The organism is Bacillus sp. NPDC057893 (assembly GCF_042796455.1).
In the GTDB taxonomy this organism is placed as follows: Bacteria; Bacillota; Bacilli; order Bacillales; family Bacillaceae_G; genus Bacillus_A.
Genome location: NZ_JBHVNG010000002.1, coordinates 923,353 through 946,759, shown reverse-complemented (window position 1 = coordinate 946,759; position 23,407 = coordinate 923,353). Strand labels below are relative to the sequence as shown.

Genomic DNA, 23,407 nt, shown 5'->3' with positions numbered 1-23,407 from the left:
CGCGATATACGTACCAACAAACATATGTAATTGAACGCTAGACATAAAAAATGCTGTGTAGAAAAATCTCTAAACAGCTTCCTTATCTAATTCCCCTTAATATACTACTTATCCTCACTTTAATAGCATTTATCCTTTGACACATCCACTTATACTACAAACTAATTACCGGCGGAATACCAGCTATTAAGCAGACGTGCCAAGTATAACCGTAGCGAATACTATAATGATTCCTAAGCCGAGACTCATCCCCCTACCCCTTTACATTATATGGTATATTTTCTCAAACAGAGCGAATAATAACAAATAACTTTGTTAAAGAATGGGAGTTTTTCAAAATGAAACGAAAAATAATATCTCTTTTTTCCCTTATCTGCTTAGCACTACCAATACAAGCTAATGCATACACATTTCAATCACTACCAATTGCGTCAAAGTCTAAACAGTGGTATATCGAAATTGACAAATCTCATAACTCAAACAAGCAAGCGGTGCAGCCAAAACAAGGTGTATATGATACGTATAGTTTACTCTTAAAAAATATTGGTAATGATGTAGCAAATGTATCCGTGGAAATACTTGATAATAACCCTACATCTAAAGCTACCTTTAATCCTACTACATCAAATAACAACGTTTCAAAAAGTCATACAAGCTTTGACTACATGGTATTCCCATTAGACTTTAATAGCCATAATTTTAAAGTCGTCATTACTTGGGAAGAAAAGAATTTCTCTTACAACGGCCATCCAGTAAATGAGGGTAAAAAAATGAAGCAAACATTTGTGTTTAATGAAGAGTAAGTCCTAATTTGTTTAGGGCTTACTCTTTATTTACAAAACCCGATTGAATTGCTTCTGTCACTTCTTTTGCAATATCTATTTTTGTATCGTCTACACAAATTTTTTTGTCCCAAACATGTACGGAAGGCACTTCATTAGACAAATGCTTAATTAAGATGAATCGATTATATGTCATTTTATTTTCTATAGAAGTCGCAATATACACAGTAAAATTCCTTGCTTTAAATACCTTTTCTCCCAAAACGTATTTACATCCCAACTTATCTACTACTAATCCATTTAAGCTTTCTATAGTCATATACCATATCCCCCTTTTAGCCTACATAATCAATCGAACCGCCGAATACTCGGTACAGACAATGCTATTCCAATTGTTATGATTACTAAAATAGCTAGCATTATAATTGTTATCTTTCCACCTATTACAGTAGCTAACCAGCCTACAACCACATATCCTAATGGTAATAAAGCAAATGAACCTAACATATCAAGGCTTGCCACTCTTCCAAATGCTTCTTCTGGTACAAGCTCTTGTAAACTCGTTTCCCAAATGAGCCCAAATATCATTATACCGAATCCTTCAATTGCCATTAATCCAATTAAAGCAGGTGCCCAAGAAACGAAAGGCATAATTAATAGTGCCATTCCACTTATTAACACACCGCCATATGCAAGTAATCCTCTCTTATGCCACTGCTGCCTCCCACCAAAAATTAGCGCTGCAATTACAGCTCCAGCACCAGAAGCAGACATACCCAATCCATATACGTAAGCTTCAAAATGATGATGAACATTAAACAACCATGGAATTAATACAACGATAATGCCTGCATAACAAATATTAACGAAAGAAAAGACTAGAATAGTAATCCACAACCACGGATGGCCTTTTAGAACAAGAATCCCTTCCATAAAATCTTGTTTGTAATTGACTTTATTTCTTTCAAATTTCTGTACTTTATTAAACTTTATTTCTTTTAAAAATAATAAACATACAAATGATAGCAAGTACGTTACTGCATCCAATCCAAACCCAATTCCGGCGGATGTAACTGAAACGATTAATCCTCCAAGAGCCGGTCCAATTAATCGTATACCCTGATTACTCATTTGCGTTAATGCGTTAGCTGCATTTCGAATTTCCGGTACAAATACTTTCGCTCTTACAGCTGAATATGCCGGCTGAAATATACCTTCCATAAGTCCATATAATGCAACAAGTACATATAAAAGTGGAATCGTTAAAACGTCCATAAATATAAGTGTTGCAAGTAATAGCATTAATATGCAGCGGATTATATCTGTAAATAACATCAATTTCACCCGGTTAATTCGATCCACGACCAATCCAGCAAACGGTAACGCAAGAATATTAGGAAGCATGTACATTGCCATAGTCATTCCCATTACAACTGTTGAACCAGTCAATGAATACACAACGACTGGGAGAATGACCATCGTGATCGAACTACCTAAAGTTGAAAGTAGTTGCCCAATCCATAAAAACTTAAAGTGTGGTGACACTTTAACTGGCAATAACAATTTACCGACATAGCCTAAATTTTTCTCTGTTGGTATTTCTCCTCGCATATCTCTCTCCTCTTTTCAAATGACCTTAATCTCTGAATTTAAATACAGAAAATTCATTCTTCGTTACTTTTAATTATATATGAAACTATTAAATTCTTGGTAAAAATATCAATTAGTAATAGTCAATTGTATTTTGTATAATTTTGTATTATTATTGTATTTTTTAGAACTAATAACTATAGTTAAACTATAAGAGACTCATTTTATAAGAGGAGAGATTCGTATGAGTACGAATTGGAAAAGTATCGAACACCGCATTTATACAATGTGTATGATTCAGCGGAATAACCAAGTATTGCTAATACAGCGCCCCGATCATCTAGGATTCCCTGGTTACATCGCTCCTGGCGGTAAAGTAGATTTTCCAGAAAGTATCGTTCAAGCTGCTAAACGAGAAGTAAAAGAAGAAACTGGATTACTTGTTTCAAATTTAACTTTTAAGGGATTAGATGAATACGTAAATCCGAAAGAAAATGTTCGATATATGGTATTTAACTATTGGACAGATTCATTTGAAGGTGAACTCCTTTTGAATCCTCCTGAAGGCGAATTATTATGGGTGCCAATTGATACAGCACTCAATCTTCCTATGCAAGATTGGTTTAAAGAGAGATTCCCATTATTTTTTGAAAAAGGTACGTTTGAAATTCAACGTGTTTGGGACCGAGACTTGGATAAACAAGTTGCTATGACAATTACCCATACGTAAAAAAGCTTGGAATCTCTCCAAGCTCTTCTTACTTTCCCTCTATTTTCTTAATCTCATAATCAATTTCTAAAAACTTAACTCCGAATATCCACATTCTATGGTTAGCTTCTAATATTTGATCCTTGCTCTCTTTAATAATAAAAGTCTCTGCTAATGGTAAACGTATTGTAAAGAAACGAGTATGTAAATAAATCCCCTCATCTCCCTTACCATTTCTTCTCAGCTTACTAGTAATGATTAAATCATTACTCTTATTACATAATTTCAAAACTCCCGTCATATTCGAATATGGTAAAGATAATCCGATATTCATATATGTCTCATTCTTATGTGTATGTTTTGAGTAAAGAGCTACAAAAATAGATTCTCCTGCTTCATTTTTTCTTAGCCAAGCCCTTACATTCTCTCTTCCATCCTTCTCATCTATTATCCCAATGATAGAGCCATGCATCGTTTCCCACTTGCCGCCCATTCCTAAATGTATTTGTCCTACACGCTTACTCATTTTCTCATAACAAAATGCAACCGGGCGGAACCAACGAGTCCATTTAATATGCGATTGTAACTGATACTCTTTTGTATTTTCATAAAAACGAATAATACTTAAAGGAATCTTCGCCATGTCAAATTCCTCACTATGAAAATCATTCATTTTATCAACTAAACCTTTGTATTCCTTGCTATCTATTAAATTTCTGTTATGTAAAAATGCTTCACCAACTGTCGCATTTCCTCTTAACCTGCTCATTGGTTTCCCGTAATATTTATAATTCGGAGTACTCTTTTCAATCATCCAGCCAACAAATGCTGGTAACGCTACTCCAATTCCATTGACAACACCGTGGATCCAAACCATTTGTGCAATTGTAATCGTCATTACTTGTTTGAAATTTCCGTATGAATATATGAGTGAAAACATTATTGTTACCATAAGTGTGCTAGAAGAAAGAACTAAAAGTACCTTCGCACTTATAGTATTGAATTTCGTTCTCCACACGTAAACTCCATATCCATAAATGGCAAATAAATATATGAACACTGCAAAGAATTCAAACACCCTCGAATACGTAATTCCTATTGCAACTGTCATTGGAGAAATGACGATGATAAACATAATAGTGTCATATAACTTACTTCCCCGTTCTTTTTTTCTTCCAAGTAAACCCGCTGATAGCGGCAATAGAAATGCCGAGTAATGAAAGTGTGCAGCTGTGAGTAAAACAATGTCAGAACTAAAGTGCATAATTGAAAGTTTTGCTACAGAAGCAAAGAACCAAAAACCACCTAGAAACAAATAAATAAACGCACTATCTATAGCTGTTTCTTCTAGAGGCTTCCATCCTCTTTCTAGCAATCTACTTACACCAAATAATGCAAGAACCCCTGTATACATAAACCAAAGAAGAGCAAAAACGAAATGATTTGTTACGAAAGCTAGCATCGCACTAACTGCTGCTATTGGATATAAAAATGATACAAATTTATAAAATAATAAATACGATCCATTCCGCGTTTTTTTGTCAATAATACAAAATGACATCGGTATAAATAACAAAATAGATAACAAAATAATTGCTTCAACAGGATTTATATTAGACCACTCGTATATTAGAAATACAATATAACAAGCAAGCCCAAATAGTATATTTTTCATATCGTTTATTCCCTTTCCACAAATGTTCCCTTATATGAAAATAGTGAACCAATTAACGGATTCCGTACTTGTACATGAATTCGAAAACATTGCCGTGCATCATCATAACTTTCAACAATTTTTGCCTCTCCATATAAAAATTTTGGTAACGGTATTTTTCTTCCAAACATAAAAAACCATTGTTTCTTTGAAGAAATATGCATCCCGCCTTTTTCATCAATATAAAAATTCAATGTAGAAACGAGCATATGCGGTTCGCCAAAATAATCTACAATTTCATTATTCTCTTCATCCAACTGCATAACAGCGTTAAAATACCTTTTCTTATTATGAAAATAAAAAGTACGATTCCATCTTACAAATTCTTTCCCATATGCATCTCGCTCAGCGGTATTATGTATCACAAACGGAACTTTTTTCCCTCGCTCAGAGAAAAATATGCGGAACTTCGATGCAATTTTCAAAATCAATTTAACGAAAAAAGAGCCACCGTAAATTTCATCCATTTCCCCTTCCCCAATAAAGCTATTTTCCTTTGTTATCGCATATCGTTCCTGCAATTTTGGATGAAGCCTTTTATAAGAATCCCCTAATAATCTTTCATAAATATTAACCATATACTTATCCCTTTCTCGTCCTCTTACAATTTTTTGCGCTCGGCAAATTAGTGCTATTCATATAACCGACAATTGATAACCCTATTAGAAGAAAATTTAATGTAATTGGATTAAACGGCTCTGTAAAGCTTTCGATATTCGTAAATCCTGCCGCTATTGTTAGGGCTATTAACATAAAAATATGTAATATAAATAATTTTCGTTTTGGACGCGGCAATAGCCATATGACACCAAAAATAATTTCTAACCACCCAATTATTTTAAGAATCAAAACACTGTTTTCAGTTGAACCAATAATCACAGAAAGCATCTTCATCTCTTCTGGATGAGTGAAAATTATTTTTGGAAAGATTCCTTGATATATCCATACAAAAGCAACTAAAAAACAAACGAGCCAATATGTCATCGTTCTTCTAATTAACAAGCGAGGATGAAACCCTTTTTCCAACCATAATTTAAGGGCATCAAAACTCCATGCTGTCGCCCAACCTAATAAAGGGCGAAAAACATATGAATCTATCACATTCCCTATATGACCAAACCTTGTATCATAATCATATTGCGTTTCAAAATGAATATGTTCTCCATTCGGTGTATACTTCCAATAACCTCGTCCTATTTGTATAAGTGATAGCTTATTGTCTGTCCAAAATTTCAAAGACGAAATGCGTTCCCCAGTGTCTTTTCTTATTTCACCAATCGATTCCCCTTCTCCGGCTATTTCAAGTCCAAATCCGATCTTTGTTTTATATAAAAACTTCTGTGGTTCTCCTTCTCTTTTCTCCAAATACGAGATTTCCGTAAAACGGGCATCCCACTCTGTATGTATATCAGGCTCTTGTGTATATGCCCATAGTTTCTCCATTGTTGTGTTCATTTTTGTTGCTACATAAATAGGCTGTATCTTCCCCATCCTTCCACCTCCTATACTCTATATTTTTAATGTACATGCAATGAATTGATTTTGCTACATTTTTCACAAACTAATCTGAATAAAAGATAGAATTTTAAAAATATATATAAAACACTTGATTCCCTGAAAAATTTAAATTATTATAAAACAAATGTTACCAACAACTTCATAAATCAAACACTCTCGCCTAAAACGTGAGATAGAGGTTGCAACGCTTATAAGTATTCTAAAGGAGACACAGAGATGTCTATGAATTTAGAGGAAAGGAAGTGTTGCCGAAATTGATAAATTTCTCTGCATTTATCAATTGGGGCTGTTTTCGAATAGAAACAGAACTGTCATATGTACAGACGTGTACGTATGAAGAGCTATCTACAAAAAAGAGATATCATTTTTTATGATATTCCTTTTTTGGCGGTTTTTTTATTAGCTCCGTTTTCTGTTTCCCTTTTCCTGTAACAGCACCATCCTCACTTATTTGAGATGGTGTTTTTTGTTTTTCTCTCTGGTAACTACAGGAATATTGGGATTTGTATATGTCCTAACCTATTCTTAAAAATGGACGAAAGAAGGAATTCGTAATGGAAACGATTGTACAAAAATTTGGCGGTACTTCTGTCGGAAGCGTCGAACGCATTCAACATGTAGCAAATTTAATTATTGAAGAATATGAACGAGGACATAGTATTGTCTCTGTCGTTTCAGCAATGGGAAAAAGTACGGATAAACTTGTAGTACTTGCTAACGCTATTGCGGAAAATCCAAGTAAACGTGAAATGGATATGCTCCTATCTACAGGAGAACAAGTAACCATTTCATTATTAACAATGGCACTACAAACAAAAGGTTATAACGCAATTTCATTAACAGGATGGCAAGCTGGTATTACGACAGAATCTGTACATAGTAGTGCACGGATTACTGACATTAATACTGGTCGTATTCAGTCTCACCTTACTGAAGGCACGATTGTTATAGTAGCTGGTTTCCAAGGAGTAAGTGAAGAAAATGAAATTACAACACTTGGCCGCGGTGGCTCCGATACGACTGCTGTCGCATTAGCTGCGGCACTAAAAGCAAAAAAATGTGATATTTATACGGATGTGTCAGGCGTATATACGACTGATCCACGAGTTGTAAAAACTGCTTATAAATTAGATGAAATTTCTTATGACGAAATGTTAGAGCTTGCAAATCTCGGTGCTGGCGTATTACACCCACGTGCTGTTGAATTTGCTAAAAATCATAATGTCGTTTTAGAAGTACGATCAAGCATGGAACAAGAAAACGGAACAATTGTAAGGGGAGAATGTAACATGGAACAACAATCAATCGTTAAAGGTATCGCATTTGAGGATAATATTACACGCGTCACAATTAAAGGATTAGAACAAGGTGCACTTTCAACAGTTTTCTCTACATTAGCAGCGGCACATATTAATGTAGATATTATTATTCAAAGTATTACAAATGAAGGAACTGTTCACCTCTCCTTCTCGATTCATTCTAATGATTTAAGAGAAACATTAGAAGTGTTAGAACAAAATCAAGAGGCACTTCACTATGAATCTGTAGAACATGAAAATCATTTAGCGAAAGTATCAATTGTAGGATCTGGTATGGTATCTAACCCAGGAGTTGCTGCGAATATGTTCACTACTTTAAAAGAAGGCGGTATTCATATTAAAATGGTAAGTACATCTGAAATTAAAGTATCAGTTGTCATTGACCGTATTCACTTAGTAGATGGCGTTGAAGCACTCCATCAATCATTTATGGCGAAAATTGAGCCTTTAGTGCAAATGATTTAATTTCCGCCAGTAAAACTTACAACAAATTATATTAATCTATTTCCTTCCTATATAAATAGAAAGCTGTCCACATAGAATTTTAAAAATCTATGCAGACAGCTTTTTATCTTGTTATCGATATCCGAAGATCATTATAAAACAATTAGATTATTCTTTATACCCTTTCCTAGGAAATATAAATGACTCTTCTTATTTCTTATCACATATACCCTTTCGCTCTTTCCCTTGAAAAAACGATCTATATTCATTCAAAATAACTCTCTTCACACCAGAGTAAAAAACCATCATGAATAGTGCAATTCCTAATAAAATCTCTTGAATTCCTTCATAATCAATAAAAGCGCTAATAATTAATAAACCGAAACCAATATAAAAACCAAACTCATTCTCTTTCTCAAACTCTTCATCTTCTTCATCAATATGTACTTTCTCTTTAAAGTTTTGATTCCCTTTTATTAACTCATCAAGCGTAACATTGTGCATTTCGCTAAGTAAAATTAAATTATCAATATCAGGACAGCTTTTATCGTTTTCCCACTTATACACCGCTTGCCTCGTTACCTCAATCTTTTTAGCAACATCCTCTTGTGAAAACCCTTTTGATTCTCGTAATTTTTTTAATTGTTCTCCTAAGCCCATAACGTCCCCTCCTTTAACAAATTATTACATAAAAGGATATAAAAAGAAAGAAACCATTAGTAAAGCTCACTGTAAACCACTCGTTTAAACAATAAAAAAGGGAGGATAGCTCTATTCCTGAGCTACTCTCCCTCTTACTTATATTAAAACAAATGAATGTTTTCTTTCTTGCAAGCTTCACGTAAATCGTCAGGCCATACAGAAGATTGAACTTCACCGATATGCGCTTTACGTAAGAAGTACATGCACATTCTTGATTGTCCAATACCACCACCAATTGTTAATGGTAGTACGTCTTCTAAAATACCTTTATGGAAATCATACTCACGTTTGAAGTCTTCACCAGTTCTCGTTAATTGCTCATCAAGTGCTTTACTATCAACACGAATTCCCATTGATGATAATTCGAATGAAGCTTGTAGTACTGGGTGCCAGAATAAAATGTCACCGTTTAATTTCCAATCATCATAATCGGATGCGCGTCCATCGTGCTTTTCACCTGAACGGAGTGCATCACCAATTCCAATAATAAAGACTGCACCGTGTTCTTTCGCAATTGCATGTTCACGATCTTTCGGTGTTAATTCTGGATATTTATCTTCCAGTTCTTGAGAAGTAATGAAAACAATTTCTTCTGGTAAATACTTTCCAAGGAACGGATACTTTTCAAATAAGTGATCTTCTAATTCTTTGAATATTCCATAAATTGTTTGTACTGTTTTTTGTAAGTAATCGACAGTACGCCATTCTTTTTGAACGATTTTTTCCCAATCCCATTGGTCAACATAAATGGAATGTGTTGCATCAAGTTCTTCATCACGACGAATCGCGTTCATGTTTGTATATAAACCTTCACCAGCTTCATATCCGTATTCATGTAATGCGAATCTTTTCCACTTCGCTAGTGAATGCACAATTTCTAATTCTTCTCCTGAATGTAACATATCAAACTCAATTGGACGTTCTACACCGTTTAAGTGATCGTTTAATCCTGATTTCTTCGTTACGAATAATGGTGCAGATACACGGAATAGTTCAAGGCGTTTTGCTAATTGATCCTCGAAAAATGTTTTAACTTCCTTAATTGCGATTTGAGTCTCTCTTACTGTCATTAATGATTGATACATGCTTGTTTCCTCCTAAAATGTTTGGATGTTGTGGAAAAAAGCCAACAAAAAAAGCCCTTCTTTCCCAAAAAACTGGGACGAAAGACTTTGGTTCCGCGGTACCACCCAAATTAGCAACAGAGGTTGCTCACTTATACAGTACGGAGATTAAAAAATCTCGATACTGTTCTTCTTGTAACGGCGAAGTTCCCGGCTAAGTCTACTTTCCTATATAGGATTTCGGTTAGCGACTCCAGGAGGTTCTTCATAATAGGCTTCGTATCAGGCTCACACCGCCCCTGACTCGCTTAAACTACATCCTACTACTACTCGTCCTTTCATAGTCGTTTTATTGTCACATCTCTGAAACATTTTATTAATGATTATTCTATACAAAAAATAGATAAAGTCAACAAAAAGTTTTAAAATATTTTTCAATTCTTTATTTTATGTCTTTACCGACTGTTCTTAATATAACATTTTTATTTCCTTTGTCTCTTCAATACAAAAAACATTTCACTAACTGAAACTAACATATATACAACCAGTAATGTGATCGTTCGAAAAATAGAATCCGCAGTATTTCTTATTATTTTCATTTTATTTGTAATTCCTTTCAGTTTATTTGCAATTTCATGATATACTATAGCATTCAAGCAGTTTGTTTTTACTTAAAGCAAACATAGTCATTTATCGATAGTATTTTTCTAAAACATTGGCTATTATCAAATCAGATTTTTTATATAACGGAGTGATCATATGAGTAAAACGAAAGCAAAACCGAAAAAAGGTGTAGGACAAGGTACAGGAAGTAAAGGATGGAACCGTTGGCAATCAAGTGCGAAAAAGAAAGCTGCAAAACCATACAAAAGTAAAGGTACAAAGAAATAAAATAAATAGTGGGAGATGAACAACTCCCACTGATTAAAGTTTCACTTTATCTCTTTACTTTGTACAAAACAAAATATAATTATTACAACAAAAAAGCTATGCTTTCATCTCTGTGAAAGCATAGCTTTTTCCATACTAAATCATAAGAATATCACGGATTTCTTCCTCCGTAATAGAAGATAACTTCTCTTCTCCTGGCTCGATAATTTCAGCGATTAAATTTTTCTTACTCTCTTGTAACTCGTGCATTTTTTCTTCAATTGTTCCATGTGCTACTAACTTAATCACTTGCACTGTATTTTTTTGTCCCATTCGATACGCTCTATCCGCTGCTTGTTGTTCAACAGCTGGATTCCACCACAAGTCGTACAATATAACTGTATCTGCACCTGTTAAATTTAGTCCTGTGCCACCAGCTTTTAACGAAATAAGAAATAGATCCCCTTCTCCTTCGTTAAACCGATTACATAGCTCTACACGTTCTTGCGCTGGTGTACTCCCGTCTAAATAAAAGTATGAAACTGCTTGACGATTTAATTCACGTCCGATTATTGAAAGCATCTTCGTAAATTGAGAAAATATAAGAATTCTCTTCCCTGTACTTCTGCATTCCTCTAAAATTTCTAACAACTGCTCAAATTTAGCTGAACCTCCTTTGTAATCATCAACAAATAAAGCAGGATGACAACAAATTTGCCGAAGCCTCGTTAAACCAGCTAAAACCCGAATTTTATTTTTACGTAACGTATCTTTATCCAGATGTTTTAACGTTTCTTCTCTTAACTTTGCTAAATAAGCGGCATAGAGCCTTTTTTGGTCCGGTAATAGTTCTGATGATTGTAAGTGCTCTATTTTTTCTGGGAGTTCGTGTAATACATCTCCCTTTAACCTTCTTAACACGAAAGGCTTTATGCGCTTCGCAATATCTTCACGTCTTAAATCACTGAACTCTTTTCTTCCCGGTAATAATTCTGGGAAGACAACGTGGAAGATAGACCATAGCTCTTCTAATGAATTCTCTACAGGTGTTCCCGTTAATCCAAAACGGTACTCTGCTTGAATCGTTTTTACTGCCTTCGCAGTTTGCGTCGTATGATTTTTAAACGCCTGTGCTTCATCAAGAAATAACGTATGAAACGGTCTTGCATATAATCTTATATCTCTTCTAAGTAAAGGATATGACGTAATCACTACATCAAATTTCGTTACATCTTTTAAAAGTTTTCGGCGCTCTACTTGGTTTCCATCGGCAATAACTGCTCTAATATGCGGAGCGAATTTTTTCAACTCGCTAAGCCAGTTGTAGACAAGGGAAGACGGAGAAACAACTAATATAGGCAGTTTCTTCTCTCGAATCTCCGGCAAAACAGAGTCTATAAAAGCAATACTTTGCAACGTTTTCCCTAGTCCCATATCATCAGCTAAAATGCCGCCAAAACGATAATAGGCAAGTGTTTTCATCCACTGGAATCCGTATGTTTGATACTCTCTCATTATCGCATCTAAGCCACTTGGCACCGCAAACTTCAGCTTTTTAGGGTTTTGAATGTTCTCTACCAATTCTTGAACAGACTCATCTAAACTTAATACGTTTCCTTCTTGCAATGAATTCATCCATTTCACACTACGAATAAGAGGGGCATCTATTTCTTCGCCCTTTAAAAATTCTTTTCGAATACTAGATTCTTTTATAAACTGATTAATATCATTAAACTCTTTACTCTCAAGTGATAGTAGAGCACCACTTGCTAAACGATAATATTTTCGTTTCTCCTCAAGAGCGACTAATACCCCTTTGATTTCTGCCTCCGGAATACCCTTTATATCAAAGCGAAATGATAACCAATCAATTCTCTCTTTCCTTCTAACTCTTATAAGAGGAGCTGTATCTCCTTTATGAATTCGTAATTTGATTGCTGTCGTCGCATAAATATCAACTAAACCTTTTAACGTTGGAACAGCGTGATATAAAAAGTTATACTCAGCTTCTTCATTATGCATAAAATAACCGCCTTCTGTCTTTGCAAAGGCACTTTCACTCATAATGTCTAAAATCTCTTTTTCCTTTTTCTCATCACGATTAAAAACAGATGGCTGCCCATCCTCTTCTAACGGATTAATCACGACGTTTCCATAATGAAATTCGAGACCTGCTAACAAGCGATTTTTCACTCGATCTAAATATAATTTTGCTTTTAGCGAAGGCGTTTCAACACGATTTGATATTACTTCATCAATTCGCACAGTACCAAGCTTCATTAATCCTGGTACAACTTTTGCTACAAAGTGTTCCATCTTATCTGCTGGAATATACAATTGGTTACTACTAGAACGATTCATCATTTTTTGTAATTCGATAAGCCGCTTACAATCCTCAGCATTCAACTGATACAGTTTCCCTCCAAATAGAGCATAACTATACGTATCCATTACTTCTACTTGTTGTAAGCCGTCAATATAAAGTGTAAACCCACCGTTACTCCCTTTATTAAACTCAAAATGTAAAGGCAGTAGTCCTTTTGAAATTTGTAAACCGTGAAAAGATTGTCCATCTTGATTAAGTCTCACACACACAGTTTTAGAAAGTAAAGAAAGCATATCCATCCACGAAGCTGGCGGTATTAAAATCATGCTATCATCTTGTTTTGCGTGTACTTCTAGTGTATCTTCATACATTTTTTCATTATGATACATTTTAATAAGTTGCTGAATAATCGCATCCGTTTCTTGCTTGAAGCTATGTACATCTGGTGTGTATGTAAATTCATTAGAACAATTAAAAGCCTCTCTTTTCTCCACTTTAGAAAGAAATTCTCTAATATGATTTACGAAATACGTTTTGGCGATCTTCAACTGAACCCCAAGAAGTGCCCCACCATTTTTCGTAACTACTGGTGTACAATTAAACTCAATATCAAGTATTTCACGTGTATCAAAACGGTGTTGTTTACTTTTTGGCCTCAGTGGTTGTTCTGCAAACAACTGAAACATCCCGCTTGTTAATTGTTCATTTTTGCTCATGTTTCCGCTACTAATAGGCAACATTCCACCGGTTTGCTGATTATAATTTATTTGTATCAATACTGCCGCAACATGTTGACAGTACGTTTGAAAAGACGCTAATGAAGGACAACTACATTTCGCAACAACATCACCTTTTTTAGCTTTTTCTACTGTAACATGAAAATCTTCGTTCCCTTTTACCGTCGCCTCGCAAATTTCTTTATTTTCATCATAATGATTTATTATTACTTTATTTGATTTATAATAAGCTTCGCCTCTTTTATATGAGGTCTCTCCGCATACTTCTTTAATAATCGATTTATTTAATGTAAAACCCATTGTTTTGACACTTCCTTAATTTAAAACCAGTTTCTCTTAACTAACATTTTACATGCTCTACGAGAAAATATAAAATGTAGATTTAATAAAAAAAGATGCTCATTTATAAGCACCTTTTTTCACTCTATCTCCATCAACCGTTTCGCCTCAAAATACAACACTTGAATAAACTTTTTCGTATTAATTCGCGTATGTCCAGAAGTTGCTACTTCTTCCTTTGTCATTTCTGTCATTCGTTTTCTAACTACAGTGAAATCAAAAAATTTCGGAGCATAGCTTTCAAATTTCGGATTTGAAAAGTCTGTTAATCCAAGGGAAGCTAAGTGATTTAACGATTGATAAATCGCTCTACGTACCCTTTGTTCAGATGCTTTTCTCTCCTTATCTATATGTGTATCTGAAGCTATACTCTCTAATTTCCTTATAGTTATATGGTGAAAGATATCTTTTAAAGCAGGAAATCCAAATTCAAATGTTTGTGCTTTTTCTTGTCCATATAAATATTCCAGCATACTAAGTAAATCTTTACTCCCATTCTCTCCCGCTATACCAAGTTCTGATAATAAATAGCGCCCTGAATCTGCTATTCTTTTTCCTTCTTGCATTGGCTCATTTCGAACTTGCGGCTGTTCCCACTTGAAAACGTTATTCAATGATTTTTGAATATCATGTATAGAGCGCTCTAAACGAATACGTTCCATTACTTTACGTACAACAGATATAACCTCAATTTTATTCAATGGTTTTGTAATATAATATTCAACACCAAGTGTATACGCCTCACCAATAAGCTGTTTCGATTCAACTTGAGAGATCATAATGATTTTCCCTGAAAAAGAGGATGCAATATGGCGAACTGTTTCAATCCCATCTCGCATGGGCATTAATAAATCAATAAATAAAATATCTACTTTTTTAAAATTTAGTTGATCTGCTTCAATAAAAGCTCCGTCTTCCGATTCTCCAATTACTTCCCCAAGATCGCCATCTTCAATAATTTGTGAAAGCATGGATCGGAAAACTTCATCATCATCTACGATATAATAAAACACCTTTATTCCCCTTCCTGCTTTAAACTGCACTCCGGTAAACAAACTACAAACTTACACCCTCTGCCAGTTTCCAGGTCTTCCAATCTTACTTCTCCTCCGAGCTCTGTTACCATTTCGTTTATGTAAGAAAGTCCAATTCCTGTTGATGGTGTTCCCGTTTGATCATACTTCGAAGTAAATCCAGGTTTAAATACTAATTTCTTATATTTTTGTACAATACCAGGCCCATCGTCAATTACTTCAAAAAATATACGTTTATCAAGTTTATATAACTTAATAATGATAGCACCACTACCCTCAATTGCTTCAACCGCATTTGCAACTAAATTATTAAAAATTGATAAGACCGTATACACATGATATTCTGCATGCTCACCTTCAATATGTTTAGAAAAACGTATTTCTTTTTCCAACATTTCAGCGTACTTCTCATTTATTCTCACAATCATTTCCGCAAGCTCATGTCCTTCTACATACTCAGCTACATTTTTATCTAATAACAGTTTAGATAATCCCGCAAAAATCCTTTGATTATCCTTTTTTATTTCGTGCACTTCTCCCGCTATTTTCAATGCTGTTTTACTACTTGAATCATCGTTCGCTTGTAAATTCCGATATAATTGATACGCTTCTTGTGTAATTAACTCCGCATTTTGTAACGTTTTTTTCAAATGAACAGATTCCACATATAAGTTAGAAAGATGCATCAACATATTTTCATTTTCTTTTCGAACTTGTGATTCTTTTAATTTCGTTTCATATAAATTCATCATATTTAAAAAACCAAGCGCAAAGAAACTACGGAAAATAGCAATAATGATTAGCTTATTCACTTCAGAAATTGTTATCGTGGTACCAAGTACTACCATATGATAAATTGCAAGTTCTGACATACTTGCAATAATTTCAATTGTAATCCCAAGGTAGCCAATTATAATTGGCTTCTGATGGAACTTATTCACCCTACAAAGCGAAAAAAGACTTCCATAAATAAAATAATAAAAGAACACAGGATAGCGCAAATAAAATGATTCTGTCATATAAAAAGACCCTTGCAACACCCAGTCAAGACATACACGGAATAAGACTACAGATATTCCGGCCAGAATACCTGCAACCGCCGCTGGTATTCTTCTTAAAAATAGTAATAAAAAGAAGAAAAGCGGTGTCCCAAAGCTAACGCGAAACGTATCGTTGAAAGGATGAAAATTTAGCTCTCCAGCAATTGGGACAACAATCATTAAAATAATTAAAAGAGATATATCTTTCTTCCATAATTGATTCCAATTCAAAGATGCCACTTCCTATGTATTTTTTCAAGAATGTAAACGGAAAGCCCGCTTATTATAATAAACGGGCTTTTTTTCTATATTCTAACCTTTTCTACCGCTTTTATTTGACGATACTCAGGCTTCCATATTGATTCTTTCACTGCAATTTTGATATCGTTATCACTTAAGTTCTCTCTAGCAACACCTTCTGCAACTGCAACTTTCGCTACTTCAATTGCAACCATTTCAGAGATATTACGTAACTCTTCCACTTCTGGTAAGATCGGTGCACCTGGCTGACTTGTATCTACCATACTTGCAACCGCTTCTGCTGCCGCCGCAAACATACCGTCTGTCATTACGCTTGCACGCACAACAATTGTACCAAGACCAAGCCCTGGGAAAATAAGTGCGTTATTTGATTGCCCTATAACATACGTTACACCATTGTATGTAACTGGATCAAACGGACTTCCTGTTGCAACTAACGCTCTTCCTTCTGTCCACTCGATTAAATCTACTGGTTTCGCTTCAGCAAGTGGCGTTGGATTCGACATTGGTAAAATAATTGGTCTTTCTACATGAGAAGCCATTTCTTTAATAATCTCTTCTTTGAATGCACCAGCAACAGTTGATGTACCGATTAAAATTGTCGGTTTTACATGTTTCACAACTTCAGCAAGTCCGATAGCATCACTTTGTTTCCAATCCTTCACTTCAGCTTCTTTTCTTGCATATGGAACTTGGAAATCAAGAAGATCTTCCATATTATCTGTAATTAACCCGTTACGGTCAATACACCAGAAACGCTCATGTGCTTCTTGCTCTGATAATCCTACGCGAACCAGCGCATCTCTCACTTGATCTGCGATACCGATTCCAGCTGTACCCGCACCAAACACAACTACTCGGTGTTCATTTAAAGGTACACCAGAAGCTTTCACTGCCGATAATACTGCAGCAAGTGAAACTGCACCTGTACCTTGAATGTCATCATTAAACGTACATACGTCATGACGATATTTATCTAAAATTTTTCGTGCATTACGAGAACTGAAGTCCTCCCAATGTAAAAGTGCTTTCGGGAACTTATTGCCTACAGCTTGTACAAATGTATCAATAAATTCATCGTAATCTTCACCAGTTACACGTGGATGGCGATTTCCAATATAAAACGGATTGTTTAATAGATCCTCACGGTTTGTACCTACATCTAAAATTACAGGTAACACGCGACTAGGATCGATTCCAACTGCGGCCGTATAAACAGCTAACTTTCCAATCGCAATGTTAATACCACCAACACCCCAGTCACCAATTCCTAATATGCCTTCTCCATCTGTTACAACGACTAAGTCAATATTTTCAGCTGTTGCACCGATATTTGAGAACGCTTCTTCAATACCTGAAGGATCGTTAACTGATAAATAAACACCGCGTGGTTTACGATATTCATGGCTATATCTTTGAATTGCTACACCAACAGTAGGTGTATATACGATTGGTAACATTTCACGTAAATGCTCTGTTAAAATACGATAAAATAATACTTCATTTCGATCATGTAACGCTGTTAAGTATACATTCTTTAATAAATCATCCGGCTGAGAACAAAATTGCTCATACGCTCTACGCGCTTGTTCATCTAGCGTTAAAACTGCTGGCGGTAATAACCCTTTTAAACCTAATTCTTCTCTTTCTTCTTGCGTGAAAGCTACCCCTTTATTTAAAAGTGGTGTTGATAATACTTCTGCTCCTCTTAATGTCGTTTCTAACGAACCATTAGAATCCACTGTAAACTTACTCATAACATCCCTACCTCTATTCATATATAACATTTCTATATTGTAAACAAAAAAGAGGGGATTGTCCCCCTCTTCTTTTAATTTTTCTTTAAAAGAGTTGCTCCTGCAATCCCTGGGTGTGTCATTTCGAATGGATCTAGAATTAACTCTAATTCTGCTTGTGACAATACACCATTTTTCACACATAGTTCTCGAACTGATTGCCCTGTCGCAATTGCTTCTTTCGCAACGCGAGCCGCTGCTTCATAGCCGATATGAGGGTTCACGGCTGTAATAATTCCTACACTCTTCTCAACGTACTCTTTTAAGCGATCTTCATTCGCTTCAATTCCTTTTAAGCAATTATCTGTAAAGGCACGGAAACCGTTATTCATAATGCTAATAGATTGAAGTAAGTTGAAAACAAGTACTGGTTCCATAACATTTAATTCTAATTGTCCTGCTTCTGAAGCAAGGCAAATTGTATGGTCGTTACCAATTACTTGGAACGCAATTTGATTAATTACTTCTGGCATAACAGGGTTTACTTTCCCTGGCATAATAGATGAACCTGGTTGACGAGCTGGTAACATAATTTCTGCTAATCCAACGCGTGGACCTGATGCCATTAGACGAAGATCGTTCGCAATTTTAGACATATTCATCATACATACTTTAAGTGCTGCAGATACTTCAGTGTACGCATCCGTATTTTGGGTTGCATCTACTAAATCTTCTGCACCAACAAGTGGTAGTTCACTAATTGTAGCTAAATGTTTTACAACTGCTTCAATATATTCTGGATCTGCATTTAAGCCTGTACCAACTGCAGTTGCTCCCATATTCACTTCATATAAATGTTGACGTGATTGCTTGATACGTTTCATGTCACGTTCAAGTACGCGGGAATATGCTTTAAATTCTTGTCCAAGACGAATTGGCACAGCATCTTGTAAATGTGTACGACCCATTTTAATAACATGATCGAACTGTTCTGCTTTTAATTCAAATACATCATGCATATAACCCATTGTTTGTAATAAGCCTTCTAATGCATTTAATGTTGCAATATGAATCGCTGTTGGGAATGCATCGTTTGTTGATTGTGCCATATTTACATGACTGTTTGGACTAATATAATCATAGTCTCCCTTTTCCATTCCTAATAATTCAAGGGCACGATTGGCAATGACTTCATTTGCGTTCATATTCATTGAAGTTCCTGCACCACCTTGAATTGGATCAACGATGAAATGATCATGCCATTTCCCCTCAAGGATTTCTTGTGATGCTTCTGCGATAGCACCACCCTTTTTCAATTCCAATCTTCCTACATCTGCATTAGCAAGTGCTGCCGCCTTTTTTACAATTGCTAACGCTTTAATTAAACCTTCATGGACTTTGTATCCTGTAATTGGGAAATTCTCTACTGCACGCATTGTTTGTACACCGTAGTACGCATAATTTGGCACTTCTTTTTCACCTAAAAAATCTTTTTCAATTCGTACTCCATTTTTAGCTTCAGTTAATGTTGCCATGATTCTTCACTCCTTAACGATTTCTTATGCTGCTTTTGTTTGTTTGACTGTTTCTACATATTGTTTTGCTTTCTCATCATCGAATTCGCCTTCCCACTTCGACATAACAATGGCAGCTAATGCATTTCCTAATACATTGACAGCTGAGCGAATCATATCTAAAATACGGTCAATTCCCGCAATTAATGCGATGCCTTCTAGCGGTAATCCCATTGATCCTAACGTTGCTAATACAACAACGAATGATGCCCCTGGAACTCCTGCCATACCTTTGGATGTTAACATGAGAACGAATAATAACGTTATTTGCTCTGTCAGTGACATGTGTATACCGTACATTTGTGCAACAAACAATGCCGCTAACGCTTGATAAATAGCTGACCCAGTCAAGTTAAATGTATAACCTGTCGGAATTACGAAAGAGGCAACTGCCTTTGGACAACCGAACTCTTCCATCTTTCTCATTATATTAGGTAAAACAGCTTCTGAACTTGCTGTCGTAAATGAAAGAATAAGTTCTTCTTTTAAAATTTTCATTAATGTAAAAATGTTTACTCCTACCATTCGTGCATTAATACCTAATACAATCACAACGAATAGTATAACAGTTACGTATACAGCTAGCACTAGTTTTCCTAAAGGAAGTAGTGTGGACACACCAAATTTTGCAACCGTAACAGCAATTAATGCGAATACACCAAATGGTGCAAATTTCATAACTTGATTTGTAACCCAAAACATCGCTTCGAGTACACCTTCAAAAAAGTTAAAAACAGGCTTTCCTTTTTCTCCAATTGCCGCAACTCCTAAACCGAATAGTACTGAGAAGAATATAATCGGTAATAAGTCACCTTGTGTAATAGACTCAAATATATTTTTCGGTACAATATGAACAATCGTTTCAGCAAAACCTTTCTTCTCTGTAGCATCTGCTGTTTGTTTATAAGAAGAAATATCACTTTGCTGTAAATTATCCATATCAACGCCAGTACCTGGTTGGAATATATTCGCTGCGAGTAATCCCATTAAAATAGCAATCGTCGTAATGATCTCGAAATAAAGAATTGTCTTACCGCCCAGTTTCCCAAGCTTTTTCATATCTCCTACACCAGCTACCGCAACAATTAATGCTGAAATAACAATCGGTACTACAATCATTTTAATTAAGTGAATAAATATATCCCCAATTGGTGTGATATAAGAAATCGCCGTTTTATTGCCATAAAAGATTGCCCCTACTACAATCCCTAAAACAAGTGCGACAAAAATTTGTGTTGCCAATCCGAATTTTTTCATTTATGTTCATCCCCTTCATGCGAACGCTTTCATTTCGTATTTATAAAAGCTTACTGACACATCATATAGGCGAACCTACAAAATCATACAAAAACCTACAAGTTTGTCACAAAAAATTCGAATTTTTTTCTTATAATATTCATTGACACTTTTTATAAAAAAGAAATAAAATAACCTTGATAAAACATCAGATTATTTCGTATAATCTAAAAGATATACGTATTCAAAATAAATGGAGATGAAAAGGAGTGGATGTTATGAAAAATCACGTGAAGAAGTTCATCATATCTATTTCTTTTCTATTTCATTTTCTTAAAAAGGAACAAAGGCATTCGCCTTTGTTCCTTTTTTATTGCAATCTATATAGGGGGAATTGTTATGAAGCCATATAAACGTGTCTTAATTAAATTAAGCGGCGGAGCACTTGCCGATCAATCGGGAAATAGCTTTAACTCCAAACGATTAGAACATATTGCAAATGAAATTTTATCGATTGTTGATTTAGGTATCGAGGTCTCCATCGTCATTGGCGGCGGTAACATTTTTAGAGGGCATCTAGCTGAGGAATGGGGAATTGACCGTGTAGAAGCTGATAATATTGGTACTTTAGGTACAATTATTAATAGTTTAATGCTTCGCGGCGTTCTAACTAGCAAAACTGATAAAGAAGTACGCGTTATGACTTCCATCCCTTTTAATGCAGTAGCTGAGCCTTATATTCGCCTACGCGCAGTCCACCATTTAGATAACGGTTATATCATCATTTTTGGAGGCGGTAACGGGCAGCCATTCGTTACGACAGATTACCCAAGTGTACAAAGAGCCATTGAGATGAATAGTGACGCCATTTTAGTAGCAAAACAAGGAGTAGACGGTGTCTTTACAAGTGATCCAAAACATAATAAATCAGCGAAAATGTATAGAAAACTGAACTATAACGATGTTGTTAGGCAGAACATACAAGTAATGGACCAGGCGGCTTTATTACTTGCTCGGGACTACAATTTGCCGGCACATGTATTTAACTTTGATGAGCCTGGAGTGATGAAGAAAATATGTTTAGGAGAACATGTAGGGACATTGATTAATGATGATGCTTCGATGCTTGTGCATGAATAATAATTTTTCCTATCAACAGAAGGGTGTCTTTTGTAGACACCCTTTCCTCATTAATCATCATAAATAAAAATCCACCAATCCCGCCACTTTCTCCTTACACCGCTCCCAAAAAGATAAGTTATCAAAAAACGTTTTTGTCATCTTTTTCGAATCATGAAAGTCTTGCGTTAGCGCTTCGTTAACTTGTGCTACAATTTGTCCACCATGAATATATAAATTCATCTCATCATTTATATAGAAACTACGTGCAGTAATGTTTGTTGTACCGATAACAGTTAATTCATTATCAATTAGCATTAACTTTCCGTGAAACATCCCTTTTTTATAACCGTATACCGTAATCCCATTATTAACAGCTTGACGTATGTATGGATATGCCGCCTCTTTAATGAGAGGAATATCTGGTTTATATGACCAAAGGATTTTTACTGTAACACCACGTTTTTGTGCTCCAATTAGAGCATTCATTAATTCTTTATTTCTCGCTATAAAATAAGGTGTTGTAATGACAATCGAATGCTTCGCTTGTTTTATTAACTCTACATATTTTTCAGCAACATGATGCCCATTGTAACTGGCCATAGTATGTAATGTATTCCCTTTACTAGGCTTATTTGTACTTCTCTTTATATCTTCTTTCGCATCTCGTTTCCAATCTAAAGCGAACTGTTCTTCTAAATCTTTTGCTCCTTCTCCTCTTATCCGCACATGATAGTCACGCCAATATCCAAATCGTTTATCTTTCCCTAAATATTCATCTCCCATATTAAATCCACCCGTATAACCAATTTCCCCATCAATCGTTGTAATACGGCGATGATTCCGATGATGAAGAGAATAAAATCCGAATGGTAATTCAGGTTTTCTACTATATGTAAAATGTACACCACTTTCCCGCAATTCGTTTTTCATCTTTCTTTCAAAAGATAAATCATTAATTAAATCCACCGATAAGTATACGTTTACTCCTTCTTTCGCTTTTTCTTTTAATAAGTTTAAAAATGTATGACTACTTTTGTCATCAGAGAGAATATAAAAGTAAGTATAAATAGATTGTTTTGCTTCCTTTACGTCCGTAAACAACTGTTTATAAAACGACTTTCCTTCTACATATAATTGAAAGTCACTATAATGAGGTGCATACTCTGTCGGCATATTTTTCCCAACTTCCATTTTCCTGCCGAGGATAACATCGATATGCATCCAAATTAAAATAAAAACGAAAATAGCAATAATAATAGAAGTAACTCGCAATATTTTTTTAATCATTTT

General features: G+C 35.1%; 19 protein-coding genes, 1 riboswitch and 1 other annotated feature. Of the genes, 5 read left to right on the top strand and 14 right to left on the bottom strand.

Annotation, left to right across the window (positions count from 1 at the left end; translation table 11 throughout):
• Positions 1-338 precede the first annotated feature (338 nt).
• A complete protein-coding gene (locus ACFVQC_RS13665) occupies positions 339-803 on the top strand; it encodes a hypothetical protein (RefSeq protein ID WP_377893628.1) in 465 nt (154 codons plus the stop codon).
• Positions 804-822: 19 nt separating this feature from the next.
• Here the strand turns inward: ACFVQC_RS13665 and ACFVQC_RS13660 are convergent, their stop codons facing one another.
• Together ACFVQC_RS13660 and ACFVQC_RS13655 are read right to left on the bottom strand one after the other, a co-directional pair.
• Positions 823-1,101 (bottom strand): hypothetical protein, encoded by a 279-nt coding sequence (locus ACFVQC_RS13660; protein WP_377893629.1) that lies wholly within the window; start codon positions 1,099-1,101, stop codon positions 823-825.
• A 29-nt stretch (positions 1,102-1,130) separates the two neighbouring features.
• Entirely contained in the window at positions 1,131-2,393 is a 1,263-nt protein-coding gene (locus tag ACFVQC_RS13655) for an MFS transporter (protein WP_377898490.1), read from the bottom strand.
• A gap of 223 nt (positions 2,394-2,616) precedes the next feature.
• Between ACFVQC_RS13655 and ACFVQC_RS13650 the strand changes: the two genes are divergently transcribed.
• Positions 2,617-3,102 carry an 8-oxo-dGTP diphosphatase gene (locus ACFVQC_RS13650; RefSeq protein WP_377898489.1) on the top strand — a complete coding sequence of 162 codons (486 nt, stop codon included), beginning with the start codon at positions 2,617-2,619 and terminating at the stop codon, positions 3,100-3,102.
• A gap of 28 nt (positions 3,103-3,130) precedes the next feature.
• On the opposite strand, the gene ACFVQC_RS13645 is transcribed toward ACFVQC_RS13650, so the two are convergent.
• Genes ACFVQC_RS13645 through ACFVQC_RS13635 form a run of 3 tightly spaced genes read right to left on the bottom strand, consistent with a single transcriptional unit; the run spans position 3,131 to position 6,286 of the window.
• Positions 3,131-4,756, bottom strand: a complete 1,626-nt coding sequence (locus ACFVQC_RS13645) for a YndJ family protein (RefSeq protein ID WP_377898488.1) — start codon at positions 4,754-4,756, stop codon at positions 3,131-3,133.
• A gap of 5 nt (positions 4,757-4,761) precedes the next feature.
• A complete protein-coding gene (locus ACFVQC_RS13640) occupies positions 4,762-5,373 on the bottom strand; it encodes a DUF4166 domain-containing protein (protein ID WP_377898487.1) in 612 nt (203 codons plus the stop codon).
• A gap of 4 nt (positions 5,374-5,377) precedes the next feature.
• Positions 5,378-6,286, bottom strand: coding sequence for a DoxX-like family protein (locus ACFVQC_RS13635; RefSeq protein WP_377898486.1), 909 nt, complete (start codon positions 6,284-6,286; stop codon positions 5,378-5,380).
• A 192-nt stretch (positions 6,287-6,478) separates the two neighbouring features.
• A riboswitch (Lysine riboswitch) is annotated at positions 6,479-6,665 on the top strand.
• Positions 6,666-6,867: 202 nt separating this feature from the next.
• Here ACFVQC_RS13635 and ACFVQC_RS13630 point away from each other — a divergent pair.
• Entirely contained in the window at positions 6,868-8,097 is a 1,230-nt protein-coding gene (locus ACFVQC_RS13630) for an aspartate kinase (protein WP_002148936.1), read from the top strand.
• Between the two features lie 189 nt (positions 8,098-8,286).
• Here ACFVQC_RS13630 and ACFVQC_RS13625 read toward each other — a convergent pair whose 3' ends face one another.
• Both ACFVQC_RS13625 and asnA read right to left on the bottom strand, forming a co-directional pair.
• Complete coding sequence (locus tag ACFVQC_RS13625; RefSeq protein WP_377898485.1) at positions 8,287-8,736, bottom strand: helix-turn-helix domain-containing protein; 450 nt, start codon at positions 8,734-8,736, stop codon at positions 8,287-8,289.
• A 143-nt stretch (positions 8,737-8,879) separates the two neighbouring features.
• Positions 8,880-9,863 (bottom strand): aspartate--ammonia ligase, encoded by a 984-nt coding sequence (gene asnA, locus ACFVQC_RS13620; protein WP_377893636.1) that lies wholly within the window; start codon positions 9,861-9,863, stop codon positions 8,880-8,882.
• A gap of 70 nt (positions 9,864-9,933) precedes the next feature.
• Positions 9,934-10,193 (bottom strand) — a binding site (T-box leader).
• 408 nt (positions 10,194-10,601) lie between these two features.
• On the opposite strand from asnA, the gene ACFVQC_RS13615 reads away from it, so the two are divergent.
• Positions 10,602-10,733, top strand: coding sequence for a DUF3934 family protein (locus ACFVQC_RS13615; RefSeq protein ID WP_000047589.1), 132 nt, complete (start codon positions 10,602-10,604; stop codon positions 10,731-10,733).
• 135 nt (positions 10,734-10,868) lie between these two features.
• Here the strand turns inward: ACFVQC_RS13615 and ACFVQC_RS13610 are convergent, their stop codons facing one another.
• From ACFVQC_RS13610 to ACFVQC_RS13585, 6 genes are all read right to left on the bottom strand, one after another.
• Positions 10,869-14,075 carry an SNF2 helicase associated domain-containing protein gene (locus ACFVQC_RS13610; protein ID WP_377898484.1) on the bottom strand — a complete coding sequence of 1,069 codons (3,207 nt, stop codon included), beginning with the start codon at positions 14,073-14,075 and terminating at the stop codon, positions 10,869-10,871.
• Positions 14,076-14,194: 119 nt separating this feature from the next.
• Positions 14,195-15,127 (bottom strand): response regulator, encoded by a 933-nt coding sequence (locus tag ACFVQC_RS13605; protein ID WP_377893639.1) that lies wholly within the window; start codon positions 15,125-15,127, stop codon positions 14,195-14,197.
• Positions 15,128-15,129: 2 nt separating this feature from the next.
• Positions 15,130-16,428, bottom strand: a complete 1,299-nt coding sequence (locus ACFVQC_RS13600; protein WP_377893641.1) for a sensor histidine kinase — start codon at positions 16,426-16,428, stop codon at positions 15,130-15,132.
• A 65-nt stretch (positions 16,429-16,493) separates the two neighbouring features.
• On the bottom strand, positions 16,494-18,206 hold the full coding sequence (malS, locus tag ACFVQC_RS13595) for an oxaloacetate-decarboxylating malate dehydrogenase (protein WP_377893643.1): 1,713 nt from the start codon (positions 18,204-18,206) through the stop codon (positions 16,494-16,496).
• 74 nt (positions 18,207-18,280) lie between these two features.
• A complete protein-coding gene (gene aspA, locus ACFVQC_RS13590; protein WP_078180912.1) occupies positions 18,281-19,720 on the bottom strand; it encodes an aspartate ammonia-lyase in 1,440 nt (479 codons plus the stop codon).
• 24 nt (positions 19,721-19,744) lie between these two features.
• A complete protein-coding gene (locus ACFVQC_RS13585) occupies positions 19,745-21,016 on the bottom strand; it encodes a cation:dicarboxylate symporter family transporter (protein ID WP_377893645.1) in 1,272 nt (423 codons plus the stop codon).
• A 378-nt stretch (positions 21,017-21,394) separates the two neighbouring features.
• On the opposite strand from ACFVQC_RS13585, the gene pyrH reads away from it, so the two are divergent.
• The gene (pyrH, locus tag ACFVQC_RS13580) at positions 21,395-22,135 is read left to right on the top strand and encodes a UMP kinase (RefSeq protein WP_377893647.1); all 741 of its coding nucleotides are present in this window, start codon (positions 21,395-21,397) and stop codon (positions 22,133-22,135) included.
• Between the two features lie 57 nt (positions 22,136-22,192).
• Here pyrH and cls read toward each other — a convergent pair whose 3' ends face one another.
• Positions 22,193-23,404, bottom strand: coding sequence for a cardiolipin synthase (gene cls / locus ACFVQC_RS13575; protein WP_377893648.1), 1,212 nt, complete (start codon positions 23,402-23,404; stop codon positions 22,193-22,195).
• Positions 23,405-23,407: the final 3 nt, after the last annotated feature.